The following is an 821-nucleotide window of genomic DNA, read 5'->3' on the forward strand; positions in this document are numbered from 1 at the left end:
GCTCGCGATCTTTCCGGCGCGCGTGGAGGGCTCGTAGGCCGGGCCGGTGACTTGCTCGATACCGTGCTGCAGGGTCTCGGTCTTGCCAGCATTCACCACCGCGCCGGCGGCGTCCCGCAGGTAGCTAGGCAGAGACTCGGCGAATGCGCGCTGCTCGGCTTGCTGTTCTTCGACCGATTGCCCGGTGATCTTTCGGGCCGCATAGTCGGCGCCGAATTTGAGCCATGACGGAATCGTGTCCGTCACAAGCCCGACGGTGCCGGCGGCGCCGCGGATCAGACCGCCACCGATCCCGTTGACGACGTCACTGGCCGCGGCGACGACAGCGGCGCCGGCAGATGACCGGATCCGCGCAACGACGTTGCGATTTCGTCGACTGCGTCGTTCTGCTGATCAGGCGACAGCGAGAGGAAACTGTCATCCACACGGATGCGGCGGCCTTCAATGTTGAGTGTGGGCATTATTCGATGCTCCAATTAACGCCTTGGCGTGTCCGGGACGGCGCCGGTTGCTGCTGCCGCGGCGCGGGGCCGGGATTGTTGAGCGTGCCGCCGATGTCCGTGCGCGGAGCCCCGGAGATCTTCTCGACCTCACGGCTCAGGTCACCAAAGGCATCCTGCTTCGCGATCTTCTCCGACCAGTCCGTCTCGAAATCCTCGAAGCCCTTGCCCTTGTTCGTCGCGTCCACCTTCCAAGCCTGGTAATCGCGAGCTCGCTGAAGATCGAGGTTGGCCATGCGTCGCGCCCCCTCGATCCTAATCTTGTTGGCTTGTGGATCGTCGCCGAGACTGGGGAAAATGCGCGTGATGAACTCGCGGTCG

The 821-nt window shown here is 64.2% G+C and carries 2 protein-coding genes; both read right to left on the reverse strand.

The annotated features are described in order from the left end of the window. The coding region (locus tag DY467_RS25280) for a hypothetical protein (protein ID WP_164639789.1) at positions 1-246 on the reverse strand (246 nt) is incomplete at its 3' end. A 214-nt stretch (positions 247-460) separates the two neighbouring features. Next, positions 461-821, reverse strand: a 361-nt coding sequence (locus tag DY467_RS25285; RefSeq protein WP_205502807.1) for a hypothetical protein, incomplete at its 5' end; no start/stop codon positions are given.

This window comes from Rhodopseudomonas sp. BR0G17 (assembly GCF_010907025.1).
In the GTDB taxonomy this organism is placed as follows: domain Bacteria; phylum Pseudomonadota; class Alphaproteobacteria; order Rhizobiales; family Xanthobacteraceae; genus Rhodopseudomonas; species Rhodopseudomonas palustris_H.